Origin of the sequence: Actinomadura meridiana (assembly GCF_039537545.1) — a bacterium.
Lineage (GTDB): Bacteria > Actinomycetota > Actinomycetes > Streptosporangiales > Streptosporangiaceae > Spirillospora > Spirillospora meridiana.
The window spans coordinates 126,631-139,319 of the sequence record NZ_BAABAS010000016.1; the positions used below are offsets into that span (position 1 = coordinate 126,631).

8 protein-coding genes are annotated in these 12,689 nt (G+C 71.0%); 1 reads left to right on the forward strand and 7 read right to left on the reverse strand.

The features are described 5' to 3' along the window. Nucleotides 1–5: 5 nt before the first annotated feature. Together ABD808_RS24035 and ABD808_RS24040 are read right to left on the reverse strand one after the other, a co-directional pair. Nucleotides 6–1,289 carry an ArsB/NhaD family transporter gene (locus tag ABD808_RS24035; protein ID WP_344900433.1) on the reverse strand — a complete coding sequence of 428 codons (1,284 nt, stop codon included), beginning with the start codon at nucleotides 1,287–1,289 and terminating at the stop codon, nucleotides 6–8. Between the two features lie 19 nt (nucleotides 1,290–1,308). Beyond that, the gene (locus tag ABD808_RS24040) at nucleotides 1,309–1,740 is read right to left on the reverse strand and encodes a CBS domain-containing protein (protein ID WP_344900435.1); all 432 of its coding nucleotides are present in this window, start codon (nucleotides 1,738–1,740) and stop codon (nucleotides 1,309–1,311) included. Between the two features lie 323 nt (nucleotides 1,741–2,063). Here ABD808_RS24040 and ABD808_RS24045 point away from each other — a divergent pair, with 323 nt between their 5' ends. After that, nucleotides 2,064–2,699: a response regulator gene (locus ABD808_RS24045; protein ID WP_344900437.1), complete on the forward strand. Its 636-nt coding sequence runs from the start codon at nucleotides 2,064–2,066 to the stop codon at nucleotides 2,697–2,699. Here ABD808_RS24045 and ABD808_RS24050 read toward each other — a convergent pair. The 5 genes from ABD808_RS24050 to ABD808_RS24070 form a co-directional block, all read right to left on the reverse strand. Then, nucleotides 2,696–3,754: a hypothetical protein gene (locus tag ABD808_RS24050; protein ID WP_344900439.1), complete on the reverse strand. Its 1,059-nt coding sequence runs from the start codon at nucleotides 3,752–3,754 to the stop codon at nucleotides 2,696–2,698. The two genes, ABD808_RS24045 and ABD808_RS24050, sit on opposite strands and share 4 nt — an antisense overlap. A 26-nt stretch (nucleotides 3,755–3,780) precedes the next feature. Further along, on the reverse strand, nucleotides 3,781–4,782 hold the full coding sequence (locus ABD808_RS24055; protein WP_344900441.1) for a HAMP domain-containing sensor histidine kinase: 1,002 nt from the start codon (nucleotides 4,780–4,782) through the stop codon (nucleotides 3,781–3,783). A 138-nt stretch (nucleotides 4,783–4,920) separates the two neighbouring features. Continuing rightward, nucleotides 4,921–6,210 carry a hypothetical protein gene (locus tag ABD808_RS24060; RefSeq protein WP_344900443.1) on the reverse strand — a complete coding sequence of 430 codons (1,290 nt, stop codon included), beginning with the start codon at nucleotides 6,208–6,210 and terminating at the stop codon, nucleotides 4,921–4,923. A gap of 60 nt (nucleotides 6,211–6,270) precedes the next feature. Further along, nucleotides 6,271–8,034 carry an acetyl/propionyl/methylcrotonyl-CoA carboxylase subunit alpha gene (locus ABD808_RS24065; RefSeq protein ID WP_344900445.1) on the reverse strand — a complete coding sequence of 588 codons (1,764 nt, stop codon included), beginning with the start codon at nucleotides 8,032–8,034 and terminating at the stop codon, nucleotides 6,271–6,273. Between the two features lie 547 nt (nucleotides 8,035–8,581). Continuing rightward, a complete protein-coding gene (locus ABD808_RS24070; RefSeq protein ID WP_344900447.1) occupies nucleotides 8,582–12,643 on the reverse strand; it encodes an FtsK/SpoIIIE domain-containing protein in 4,062 nt (1,353 codons plus the stop codon). Between the last annotated feature and the right edge of the window lie 46 nt (nucleotides 12,644–12,689).

The window sequence follows — 12,689 nt, forward strand, 5'->3', positions numbered from 1 at the left end:
AGCCTTTAGAAGTAGCGCAGCGCCACGTAGGCCCAGGCCATCAGCGTGCTGAACACCGTGACGACGATCCCGTACTTGGTGAACTGCCAGAAGCTGATGCGGTGCCCCGTCTTGGCGGCGATGCCGAGCGCGACGACATTGGCACTGGCCGCGACGCCCGTTCCGTTCCCGCCGAAGTCGGCACCGAGAGCGAACGACCACCAAAGCGCGTCCGCCGTCGTCTGGTCCGGCGCGCCCTCCGCCATTCCCTCCACGATCGGCGCCATTGTCGCCGCGTAGGGGATGTTGTCGAAGAAGGCCCCGAGCACCGCCGACCCGAACAGCAGGCTCGTCGCTGCCGCGAAGTAGTTGTCGCCGACCGCGTCCGCCGCCCAGGTGCCGATGCTCTCGATGACGCCGGTGTGCCCGAGCGCGGACACCATCACGAACAGCCCCATGAAGAAGACCAGCACGGGCCATTCGACCTCGTTCAGAACATCGGACACCTCAACTCGCGACACCAGTAGCATCACGCCCGCACCGACCAGCGCCACAATCGACGGCTCGACGTGCAACACCGAATGCAGCGAGAACGCGACAACGACCAGCCCGAGCACGGCCAAACACCGAAACAGCAACGCCGGATCGGTGATCGCCTTCCGCTCGTCCAGCGACATCACCTCCGCCGCGTACCGCTCGTCATACGTGAACGACTTGCGGAACAACACCCGCGAGAACAGCACAAACGCCACGAAAACAATGACCACGATCGGCGTCATGTGAACAAGGAAGTCGTTGAACGTCAGCCCCGCCCGACTCCCAATGATGATGTTAGGCGGATCCCCAATGAGCGTCGCGGCACCACCAATATTGGACGCCAGCACCTCCGCGATCAGATAAGGCTGCGCCGGAACCCGCAACCGATCACACACGACCACAGTAACGGGCGCGACCAACATAATCGTAGTGACGTTGTCCAGGAACGGCGACGCCACAGCCGTAATGGCCATCAACATCACCAGCAGCCGATAAGGCCTGCCCTTAGACCGTTTCGCCGCCCAGATCGCCAGATAGTCGAACAGCCCGGTCCCTTTGATCACCCCAACGATGACCATCATGCCGAGCAGCAGGAAGATGACGTTCCAGTCGATCCCGTCGTGCTCGGAGAAGAAGACCTCGGCGCCCGGCGCGAGGCCCAGCACCGTCAGCACGCCCGCCGCGATCAGGACGACCTTGACCTTGTCGACCTTCTCCGTGGCGATGAAGAAGAAGGCGACGACGAAAACGGCGAGCGCCGCCGTAGCGGTCACCGCCCGCCCCTTCTACGAATCAGTCGTCGGGCCTGGTCAACGCCAGTGCGGACCACATCCGATCGAGCGTGATCGCGCCCGCCAGCAGCCCGGCGCCGTCCACCACGGCCACGAGCGGGCTGCGCTGCCGCGCCATCAACGTGGCGAGCTCCAGCAGCGTCGCCGTCTCCTTCGCGACGACGGGGCGGGGAGTGTGCGTGCCGAGGCAGTCGCCGACCGTCCGGTCCCGCAGCTCGTGCCAGAACACGTCGGCGTGCGCCTCGTCCACGGCCCTGGTCAGCGCCGGATCGTCCTGGTACGCGGCGGGCACCGCGAGCCGCAACACCTGCGTCCCCGGCAGTACGAGCCGGGGCCGCTGCTCCGCGTCGATCACGATGAGCCCCGGCAACCGCCCGAGCGCCATCACCTGGATCGCGTGCGCGATCGAGTCGGTGAGCCTCACAGTCGGCACCTGTATGGCGATGTCCCGCGCTTGCATACTGTCCTTCCGGCCCCCGGAGAGCCACGTTCCTCGGGTGAATAGATCCCTCCTCCTGGCGCCGGGAAACGGCCCGTCACAGACCGGCCGCCGCGCCGTGGGCAGGGGACGGTGTCCGTGCTGCTGTGCCATGCGTCCGCCCCTTTCCGCGTTCACCCCCAAGTCTTCGCGGACGCGCCCGACACCGATATCGGGTCCACCACCCATATCCGCCAGGAGAAACCATGTATCTACAGGTCAGCGAAGCCTCTCGCCGCCGCCGAGCCTACGATGGAGGACGAGACCGGAGGTGATCGGTGACCCGGATACTGCTGGCCGACGACCACGCCCTGGTGCGCCGGGGCCTACGCCTGATCCTGGACGCCGAACCCGACCTGACCGTCGTGGCAGAGGCCGCCGACGGCGCCGAGGCCATCGAGTCCTGCGCGCAGGGCGGCATCGACCTGGCGATCCTCGACATAGCGATGCCCCGCATGACGGGCCTACAGGCAGCCCGCGAAATCGCCCGCCGCTACCCCACGGTCCGAATCCTGATCCTCTCCATGTACGACAACGAGCAGTACCTCTTCGAGGCCCTCAAGGCAGGCGCCTCAGGCTACGTCCTCAAATCGGTGGCCGACCGCGACCTCCTCAACGCCGTCCGCTCCGCCATGCGCGACGAACCCTTCCTCTACCCAGCAGCAGTAACCGCCCTGATCCGCGAATACCTCTCCCGCGACACCGACACCCCAGACCGCCTCCTAACCCCCCGCGAAGAAGAAATAATCAAACTAATAGCCGAAGGCTACTCTTCCAAACAAATAGCCAAAACCCTGACCATCGGCATCAAAACAGTAGACCGCCACCGCGCCAACATCCTATCCAAACTAGGCATGCGCGACCGCCTAGAACTAACAAAATACGCAATCCGCACAGGCCTAATAGAACCCTAATCTCGCGGCGTTTTAGTCGCGGACTCGGGCTTGGCCCTTTCGCTGTAGATCACGTTCAGGATGGCTTCGTCGGTGCGGGCGAGCGACCACAGTTGGGATTCGTCCACCCAGCCGTTCCAGAAGGCGCTCCTGCCCGCGGCGGCGGGCGTCGCGCCGACGATGAGGGGCCCCGAGCCGGGCACGGGCGTCCAGGTCGTGGTGGCCGCTTTGATTTCCGGTGCCATGACCCGCACGTTGGAGCAGAGCCACGGTGCCTCGGGGTCGCACACCTCGACGCTTCCCTCGGCTTGGGTGCGCAGCCATATCTCCTGGGCGGACGGGTTATAGCCCCCCATCAACGAAACCCAGTGGGCGCTCCACGGCTGTCCATCCCCTGCCTGCGCCATATCGCGCGTGACTGAGGTCAGGACAGTTCCGTCGGCCTTGCGATGCCGGAACGTCCACCTGTCGTTCAGCCAACCGAGTTCAAAGACCGTTCCGTCGGAGGCGGCCTGGCTGGCGGCGACATGGTCGCCTTGAACGGAGGCGAGTCTCACCCGGGTCGAGAACATGAACCGCTGGCTGGTGTCGACCAGGGTGACCGTCTTGCCCTCCGCGTCCGTCCACGGCTTCACCTCAGCGAATTGTGCCGAACCGTTCAGCCGGATCGCGAGGTCGTCCCACTCCGCGCCGAGGTCGCCCGGCTCCCCGAACGTCGCGCCACCGCTGAAGACCAGGTCGGCGTTCGGGTTCGCCGATCCGCCCGGTCCGATCGCGTGGGCGACGTCTCCGGTGGGTTCGTCCATCCACCATGCCGCGCCCCGCTGTGGCTGCTCCACACCGAACTCGTGCTTCACCTCCGCCTGCGCTGGGACCGTTGGTGCTGAGACCAGCGAGGTCACCAAGGCCAATGACAGCAGGCCAGGAAGAGCCCGAGAACGACGCCACTTTCTGTCAATGATCCGTGACAGCCGTAAAAGGTGCCGATCGTCAGAGAAGCGCATCATGACCTCACTGGTAAACCTCGTCAAAGTTTCATTAAAGGTAAACCGAAGATCGTCGAGCTGGAAGATCAAGGACCCGGCCAGACCTGTGATCTAGATCACACATCAGTTCGGCGGCTCGCAGGGGGGACGGTAAGCTTTACCTCGGTGCCGCCGGTGCCGCCGGTGCCGCCGGTGCCGCCGGTGGGGGCTGGGGTGATGGTCAGGTGGGCGCCTATGAGCATGGCGCGTTCTTGCATGCCGTGGATGCCGGAGCCGGGCTTGGCGGGCGGGCCCGAGCCGTCGTCGACGATTCGGAGCGTGATGCGACCGTCGGGGGCCTGGGTTAGGGAGAGTTCTGCGTTTTGGGCGGCGGCGTGGCGCCAGACGTTGGTCAGGCCCTCTTGGGCTATGCGGTAGATCACCAGTTCGGCGTTCGGGCTCAGGCCCTCCAGGGGTTGGATGTGGCGGGCTATTCGGGGGCCGCTGGTGGCGGAGAAGTCTGTGGCCAGGGCGGTCAGGGCGCTGGTCAGGCCCAGGTCGTCTAGGACGCCGGGGCGTAGGCGGCGGGCTACATGGCGGACCTCGTCGAGGCTTGAGCGGACGGTCTCCTGAACGCCGCGTAGTTCTTCGGCCACATCGGCTGGGGCCCGGTTCACCACTGATTTCAGTTCCAGGAGGACGACGGTCAGGCTCTGGCCGATTTCGTCGTGCAGTTCTTGGGCGATGCGGCGGCGTTCGGCCTCCTGGGCGTCCAGGACGATGGCGGTGCTGGTGCTGCGGTCGGCTTCGAGGCGGTCGAGCATGGCGTTGAACTGGTCGACCAGGTGGAAGAGGTCGCCGTTGCGGCTGGTGGCCAGGCGGTCCCCGGAGCGGAGGGAGTCGAGTCGGGCCATGAGGGTCGTGAGGCCCTCCAGGGGGGCCAGGCTGGCGCGGAGGAGGAGTGCGTTCGCCGCCATCATCACCGCCAGGCCGACTGCCAGGACGGGGAGTTCTCGTAGCAGGACGAACGAGGAGATCGTGACGGGTGCCACGGCCAGGACGGCTGTTCCGAGCGCGAAGATCAGGCCGTTGATGCCGAGGATGCGCCAGTAGAGGGCCGAGGCGGGTGTCCTGGTCATAGTTCCAGGTCATCGCATGGAACGGGGCGTTGTCCATGGGTGTCGCGGGCGTGGCGTCTGCATGGTGCGGGCCCGCGGGGATGGGTGGACGGGCCGATGGTGGGGCCGCGTCGATGCGGTGGTGCCGGTTCGTCCAGGTCAGAAGCCGCCGAAGTCGCCGCCTCCGCCGAAGTCTCCGAAGTCGCCTCCGCCGAAGTCCCAGCCGCCGCCCATGTCGCCGCCGCCCACGCCCGGGTCGCCCCAGCCGCCCATCATCGAGCCGAGCATGGTGCCGACCATCATGCCGCCCAGCAGGTCGAACCCGCCGTAGCCGTAGTAGTAGCCGCCCGCGTAGGGGGCGTAAGCGGGGCCCGCGTCCCAGTAGGGGCGACGGCCGCCGCCGGACGGGACCATGCGGACGTCCGGGTCGGTGCCGTGCAGGACGGCCTCAGCGTCGGCCGCGCACGCCGGGACGAGCCGCCCCACGCCCCCGGGCGGCGCCCACAGCACGTCCTCGACGGACGGCCCGTGCTGCGGGTTGAAGAAGCAGGGCGGGCGCCGTTCGGGAACGGGGTCGCCGGAGAGACGGGCTCGGGTCGCCGTCATGTAGTAGCGGCCGTCTTCCAGCGCGGTGGTCACGGACTGCATGTCGTGGGGTCTCGTGGCGCGTTCGGTCGACCGCTTGGCGTCGTCGTAGGAGTTCATCGCGCGTTCGTAGTCGGTGCGGGTGTCGGGGTCGAGGGTCGGGGACATGACGTCGAGATCGAGGCGGGCGATGTCCTCGCCGAGGAGCGTCACGTCCTCCTGGACGCCGGACTTCAGGTCGGCCATCTCGCGGGCCTCGCGGTCGTGGCGCCTGCGGCGGGCGACGAGGAGACCGGCCGTCACCGCGGCGACGACCAGGACGAGCGCCCCGAGCAGTACGTATCCGCGGGTGGCGCTGGACTTGGCGTTGTCGTCGACCTTGTGCTCCGCCAGGTCGCCGAACTTGATCAGCCGGTTCTTCAGCGTCTCGCCGTTGGTGCGGGTGACGAGCTGGTTGATCTCCTGTTCGTCGAGCTTCTTGGAGATGCCGCCCATCCGGCTGCCGTCCGCCGTGATCGCCACGTACGTCTCGCCCTTGCCGACGCGCTCCGCGACGGCCGGGAGCATCTGCCTGACCTCGGCCCGGGAGACGCCGTTGCTGACGACGACGGCGCGGATGTCGGCGTCGTTGTCGCCGCCCAGGGACGTCTTGATCGCGTTCTGGTCGGCGGGCGACAGTGCGTTCCCGGCCTCGCTCGTCACGTAGAGGCGCGAGTCGAGCAGGCCCTTGGCGATCTGCCCGACGGTGTCGGCCCGCGCGTCCTGTGCGGGCGCCGCGGCCTGTGCGGGCGCGACGAGGGCGAACATCAGCAGGGCGACGATCACCGCGAGGGCGCCTCGGCGGGTCGTGCGGGCGGTGCTCATTCCTCCAGTCTGCCCACGTCACAGCGAAATCCGCCCTCCGGAGGACGATTTCCCCGCCGGTCAGCTGTCCTTGATCTCGCAGATGACGGCGCCCGCGGAGACGGTCTGGCCGACCTCGGCGGACAGGCCGGTCAGCGTCCCGGCCTTGTGCGCGGTGATCGGCTGCTCCATCTTCATGGCCTCCAGGACGACGATGGTGTCGCCCGCCGCGACCGTCGCGCCGTCCTCGACGACGAGCTTGACGATGGTGCCCTGCATGGGGCTGACGAGGGAGTCGCCGGACGCCTGCGGGCCGCCGCCCTTCGTCCCGCCGCGCCGTTTGGCGGGACGCGCCGCCGCCGGGGCCGCCTGCGCCGAGCCGAGGCCCGCCGGGAGGACGACCTCGATGCGGCGGCCTCCGACCTCGACGGTGACGTGCTCGCGCGGCCGGTCGTCGGGCTCGGTGGCGGCGGCTGCCTCGAACGGCGGGATCTGGTTGTCGAACTCGGTCTCTATCCACCGGGTGTGGACGGAGAACGGCGTCGTGTCGTCGGACGGGACGAACGCCGGGTCGTCCAGCACCGCGCGGTGGAACGGCAGGACGGTCGGCATCCCGTCGATGACGAACTCGGCGAGCGCGCGACGGGCCCGTTCGACGGCCTGGCGGCGGGTGGCGCCCGTGACGATCAGCTTGGCGATCAGGGAGTCGAACTCCTGGGGGACGGTCTGCCCGGCGCCGTAGCCGGTGTCCAGGCGGACGCCGGGGCCGGTCGGCGGCTCCCACGCGGTCAGCGTGCCGACGGCGGGCAGGAAGCCGCGCCCTGCGTCCTCGGCGTTCAGCCGGAACTCGATCGAGTGGCCGCGCAGGACGGGGTCGCCGTAGCCGAGCTCCTCGCCGTCGGCGACGCGGAACATCTCCCGGACGAGGTCGATCCCCGAGACCTCCTCGGTGACGGGGTGCTCGACCTGGAGGCGGGTGTTGACCTCCAGGAACGAGATCGTCCCGTCCTGGCCGACGAGGAACTCGCAGGTGCCCGCGCCGACGTACCCGGCCTCCTTGAGGATGGCCTTGGACGAGCTGTACAGCAGCTCGACCTGCTCGTCCGACAGGTACGGCGCGGGGGCCTCCTCGACGAGCTTCTGGTGGCGCCGTTGCAGCGAGCAGTCGCGGGTGGACACGACGACCACGTTGCCGTGCTTGTCGGCGAGGCACTGCGTCTCCACGTGCCGTGGCTTGTCGAGGTAGCGCTCGACGAAGCATTCGCCGCGTCCGAACGCGCCCACGGCCTCGCGGACGGCCGACTCGTACAGCTCGGGGACCTCGTCCAGCGTCCGGGCGACCTTCAGGCCGCGACCGCCGCCGCCGAACGCGGCCTTGATCGCGATGGGCAGCCCGTTTTCGGTGGCGAACGCGACGACCTCGTCGGCGCCGGACACCGGGTCCTTGGTGCCCGCGACCAGCGGCGCCCCGACCTTCTGCGCGATATGCCTGGCCTGCACCTTGTCGCCGAGCGCGGTGATCGCGGCGGGCGGCGGACCGATCCAGGTCAGGCCCGCGTTGGTCACGGCGGTGGCGAAGTCGGCGTTCTCGGCCAGGAACCCGTAGCCGGGGTGGACGGCGTCCGCGCCCGACTCGGCGGCGATCTTCAGCAGCTTCGCGATGTCCAGATAGGTCTCGGCGGCGGTGCGGCCGCCGAGGGCGAACGCGTCGTCCGCCACCCGCACGTGCAGGGCGTCCAGATCGGGTTCGGCGTACACGGCGACGCTGGCCAGCCCCGCGTCGCGGCAGGCGCGGGCTATGCGGACAGCGATCTCGCCGCGGTTGGCGATCAGGACCTTGCGCACGTGGGTCTCCTCTTCTTGACCTCACGCAGTCTAGATAGTCGCCGTGCAACGGTTTCGTAAGGCCCTGCCCATGAGGGTCCGGCCGGGGGACGCGCGTCCGGTGAGCGTCCCGGGCGGGCCCGGCGCGCGTCCGGTGAGCGCCCCCGGCGGGCCCGGCCCGGGGGGCGACCGCCCGCCGTCGCCCGACTCGGAGTGGTTTCTCCCGTAATGGGGGAGAAAAGCGGGTCTGAAATCGGCTTGACGGGCAGTAAGTGCGCTGGTCACAAGGGATGCGCGGCATCGTGAGTAAGGCCGTGTGTGGCCACATCCGGCCACACCGGGATGGGCGGAATGTGGTCCGAACGGCGGACGATCCGCCTTGTGGCACTGGATCAACGTGATCGTTCGGGCGTAAGCTGTCGCCATTCTTGGGCTACCGGATGGAAACGTTCCACATCCGGTGGTGAAAGGCAGAAGATCGGGGCCGCCGCTCGCCGTGGCCTCCCATGTGCCGCGGGTCCCGGCCCATCCCCCCGAGGTCGGGACCCGCATTCATGCGCGGCCCATCTCAGTCCGAGGCGGCCGGGGGCGGCAGCGCCGCCTGAATTCGGGTGGAGACCCCTGCGGCGACCAGCAGACCACGGCCGGTCGGGCCGCCGAGCGGAGCGTTCCGGGGCAGGTCGAGCCCGAACAGATCACCGTCTCCCGGCGACTCCACCGACAGCAGGACGCCCGAGCGGGACCGGAGGATCTCGGCGAGGAAACCGCGACCGCCCCGGCCGAGGTCGGCGGTGGTGCCGCCGATGACGACGGCGTGCTCGCCCTCTCTGGCGGTGCGCAGGATGTCGCGCAGGGCACTGTCCAGTCCGGTCCCGTCGAGCAGCCCGGCGTCGTCCACGACGACGGCGTAGCGGTGCTCGTCGCCGATGGCTTCGGCGAGGTCGTCCACGCCTGACCCGGACGTCAGCACCCCGAGGACGCCCGGATGCCCCGACAGCAGCCGCAGCGGTGAGCGGCGCGGCGTGACGAGCACGACGGGCACGAGGCCGCCGCCGACGGCCGGGTCGAGCAGCGAGTGGGCGATCGTCCGGAGCGTCGTGGAGCGGCCGGAGCGGGGCGGTCCCGCGACGGCGAAGCCCGGCCCGGCGAGGTGCAGGTCGATGCCCACGGGGGCGAGGGTGTCGCCGCCGACGCCGACCAGCGCCCACAGGGCGGACGGGGCGAGGAACGCGCGGCCCAGCGACATCGCCTCGCGGTAGGTGACGCGGACGGGCAGATCGTCCACCCGCAGGGGGCTCCGGCGCGGGGGCAGCCGCCCGTAGCGGGACGCGCAGCCGCGCGCGATCTCCTGCAACGCGGCGACCTGTGCGGCGGCGGACGGGTCGTCGCCGAGCAGACCGATCTGCGACTCGCGCGGCGCCGCTCCCGGCGCGACCGGTTCGAGGGCGCGGCCCGGCGGCAGCGCGGCGGGCACCTGCCGGTCGTGCAGGCCGCCGTAGCCGTAGTCGTCGGGGTCGTCCATGCGCAGGATGAGGTGGCGGTCGAAGGCGGTGGAGAGCTGCCCGCCGAGCCCGGAGCGGTCGCCGGTGACGACGGCCCGCAGGCCGACCGGGGCGCCGTCGCGCAGCAACCGGACGACCTGGTCGGCGACGCGGCCCTGGTCATGGGGCTCGAACGCGCTGAGGAAGCCCTCCCAGCCGTCCAGGAGAAGGACAGCCCAGGGAAGCCGGTCGGTGGCGGCGACGGCCGCGCGCTGTTCGGCGAGCGACGCGAAACCCGCCTCGGCGAGGAGCCGTCCGCGCCGCTCGACCTCGGCGGCGAGCGCGGCGAGGAGCCGTTCGCAGCGGTCGGGCTGGTCGCTGGTGACGACCGCGCCGCAGTGCGGCAGGGACGTGAGCGGCAGCAGCGCGTTCGCGCCGCTCTCGATCGCGTACAGGTGCGCGTCGTAGGGGGAGCAGGCGGCGGCGAGCGACCCGGCGAGGGTGCGCAGCGCGGTCGAGCGGCCCGACCGGGCCGACCCGGCGATGTACAGGTGGCCGCCGGACGCTAGGTCCAGCGCCAGATCTTCGCGGGACTGGACGGTCGGCAGGTCGGTCACGCCGAACGGGATCGGCGGGACGTCCACGACGGAGCCGCCAGCCGCGATCCGGGGCGTCAGCGTGACCCGTTCCGGCAGCGGGTTCAGCCACGGCGACGGCTGCCGGGCGATGCCCGCGCGGCGGACGGCCTCGCCGACCGCCTGGACGAGCACGCCGAGGTCGGTGGCCGCGTCGTCGTCGGGCTCTCCCGGCGGGGCGGGCAGCGGCTGGCCGAGGCGCCGCCACGACAGCGGCAGGACGGCGGCGCCGCGCTCGGTGGACCCGGTTCCCGGGCGGTGCCCCCCGGTCCGCGCGGGCTGGACGGGCTGCGGCGCCGACTCACCGGAGCGCACATGGCAGCGTCCTGGGGGAGCCTTGGCGGCCCGCGCCAGGACCATGTGCACGCCGAGAGGCCCGCCGCGCCGCCCGATGTCGACCGGGAACCCGGGCGGCTCGGCGGCGGTCTCGTCGACGGCGAGGACGAGACGTGGCAGCGGCGGCAGGACGGGGTCGTCCCGGCGCAGCTTGTCGTAGCCGTCGATGTCCTTGACGCCCGCGTCGAGGAGGGTCTCCTCGCGGCGGCGGAGTTCGGCGGCGAGGGACTCCAGCGCGCGCTCGGCGGCGCGCCCCGCCAGGTCGGTGACGGTGCCGATCGTGTGGGGAAGGTCGGCGCACTCCCGGAACGCGGCGCCGCCCTCGGGGCCGACGAGGACGAACGCCAGTTCGTCGGGACGGTTCGCGACCGCCAGGGACGCGATCAGCGTGCGCAGCGGCTCCGGCTCGCCCGTGATCAGGACGTGCGGCCCGTCCGCCCGCAGGTCGATCTCGAACGGCCGTCCGGCGGCGAGGCCGAAGGGGACGTGGGACGCGCGGCCGCCCGTCCGCGCCCACGACTGGAGGATGTGGTCGGCGGTCGGCTCGGGCATGTCGAGAAGGTCGAGAAGCCGCACATCGGAGGAGACGGGCCCTGGGGCGTCTTCGCGCGGCACGTCTCGGACGGGTGCCAGCGCCCGCGCCACCCGGTCCGTCCAAGTGGGGGAGACACCGTCGGCCAGCGCCAGGACGTCGAGACCAGGGCCGCGCAGACGGAGAGTCGATGGGTTCTGCGCGTCCCACGCGGCCACGGCGCGGCACTCCTCGGGGAGGCCGTTCTGCCCGTCGTCCACGCAGATCGTGTGCAGACCGAACTCGGGGCCGCGTGCCAGGAGCATCGGCATCCCGGGGACACGGCGCAGGGCGCGCGCCCCGTCCAGCACGATCAGGATGTTGTACGGGGGCGGCTCCGCCTCGTCGGCGCGGCGCCGCTGCGTCACCTTGATCGCCAGTTCGGTGACGCGGCGCGCGACCGAGTCGGGGTCGGCGCCGACGAGCGCGACGCACTCCTCGCCCTCGCGCGGCGCGCAGTGCGGCAGCCAGCGCACCCAGTTCCACTCGTCGCCGGCGGCCGGGTCGTCGGTCAGGACGATGATCGCGAGGTCGCCCGGGCCGTGCAGCGCGGCGGCCTGCGCGACCATCCAGCGGGCCAGCGCGCGGGACGCGTGGCGCGGCCCGGTCAGCCCGACGACGCCGAGATCGGTCAGCGGCAGGACGACCGGCACCAGGCGCGCGGGCGGCACCCGGACGGTGCCGCCGGTCGGCTCGATGTGGGCGGGCAGGTCGGCGAGCCCCACCCGCAGGCGCAGGACGTCGGGGTCGTCGCGGCGACGCTCCCACAGCCGCCGCCGGGGCCCGGTCGCGGTGAGCAGGATCTCGGCCGGGTCGGGGTGCAGCGCGCGGCGCTCGGCCTCGTCCTCCCGGCGCAGCCGTTCCAGCTCGGCGTCGAACTCGGCGGCCCGGCGCTCGTAGTCCTTGGCGGCCCTGCGTCCGAACAGCCGGGCCCGTTCCGGGGGACGGGGAACCTCCAGCGTCCGAACGTGACGCGCGACGCCGGGCCGGGACGGACGGTCGAAGGCGAGGCCGCCGTCCGGCAGGGGCTCCAGATGCGCGTCGGGCGCGGTGCTCGGCGCGAGCGCGAGGACGCTGGACCCCACCGACAGCAGAGCGCCCGAAGGCCAGATCGTGCCCGAGGTCAAGGGCTGCCCGTCCAGCGCGGCGGTGCCCTTGATCGGGGCTTCGACCTGGACGGTCTCCCGCCCGACCGTGAGGCGCAGCGAGTGGGGCGGCACGGACGGGTCGTCCAGCACGACGTCCACGTCCCGCCCGGACCCGATCGCGGCGGACCCGAGGCCGAGGCGGTGCACCGACCCGGCCGCCGGACCGCCGACGACGCGCACCTCCACCAGCCCGGTCGGCTCGGCGAGGACGGTGGCGGCCGCGCCACGGCGCTCCACCGCGACGACCGCGCCGTCCCGCAGCTCCTTGACGGCGAGGGCCTGCGGGTCCAGCATCCGCCCGCCGATCCACAGCGGGGCGCCGCCCGTTAAGCGGGGCCCCGGGCCGTCGAGCAGCGCGGCCAGCGCGCGGGCGACGCCGTCCACGGTGGTGTCGGAGTCGACGTCCATCAGGACGTCGCGCGGGCCGTCGCCGGTCAGCGCCGTGAACGAGATCCGCATCCGAGCCCCTCCGAAGTCCTGCGACGGGGTCAGCTTAATTACCCCG